1 protein-coding gene is annotated in these 838 nt (G+C 67.3%); it reads right to left on the bottom strand.

Annotated elements, in window-relative coordinates; genetic code table 11:
- Positions 1–92: 92 nt before the first annotated feature.
- A partial coding sequence (locus tag ARB25_RS09645; protein ID WP_055287686.1) for an IS3 family transposase occupies positions 93–838 on the bottom strand: 746 nt, incomplete at its 5' end.

Below are 838 nucleotides of genomic sequence, written 5' to 3'. Positions count from 1 at the left end.
GACCACGCAGTCGACCCCCAGGCCGGAAAGCCTCTTCTGCAGGTCGAAGCCCGTGACCCCGGACTCGTACACGCACCTTGGATTGGCAACACCTATTTGGACGATTCCGGGAGGGACAGCCCCGCCTCCCTGAACTCGACCGGAGACATGTAGCCCAGCGTCGAGTGGATCCTGAAGTTGTCGTACCAGTGCACGTAGTCCGAGAGCTTGGCCCGGAGCTCGCGCGTCGTGCCGAACGTCTCGCGGTGGACGAGCTCGGCCTTCAGTATCCTGTTGGTCGACTCGTCGACGGCGTTGTCGTAGGGGCAGCCCTTGGCCGACAGCGACCTCTCAATGCCGAAGGCCTCGAGCATCAGGTCGATCTCGGCGTTGTCGAACTCGCTGCCGCGGTCCGTGTGGAAGACCTCGATGTCCGAGATGGGGAAGGAGAGCGTCGCGAACGCCGACTTGACCAGCCGGGCGTCCTTCCTGGGCCCGGCGGAGTGGCCGACGATCTCCCTGTTGTAGAGGTCGACGAGCAGGCAGACGTAGTTCCACGAGGCCCCGACGCGCACGTAGGTCAGGTCGCTGCATATATGGGTGCGCGGCGCCCTGCCGCCGAAGCCGCGCGCGACGACGTTGGGCACGTCGGCCTCGTTGACCGCCCCGGGGTGCACCTTGAACCTCTTCCTGCCGTATGCGCTGACCAGGCCGTTCTCCCTCATGATGCGGCAGACCCGGCGCCGGCTGACGGTGACGCCCGACCTCTCGAGCGACGCCTTTATCTTGCGCGAGCCGTACCGGCCCTTGCTGGCGGCGTGGGCCGCGACCACGGCCGGCGCGGCGGGGTCCGGCGCGG

It is taken from the genome of Collinsella aerofaciens, from assembly GCF_001405375.1.
GTDB lineage: Bacteria > Actinomycetota > Coriobacteriia > Coriobacteriales > Coriobacteriaceae > Collinsella > Collinsella aerofaciens_F.
The sequence above is the reverse complement of the archived record's forward strand: the minus strand, read 5'-3'. Positions and strand labels throughout refer to the sequence as shown.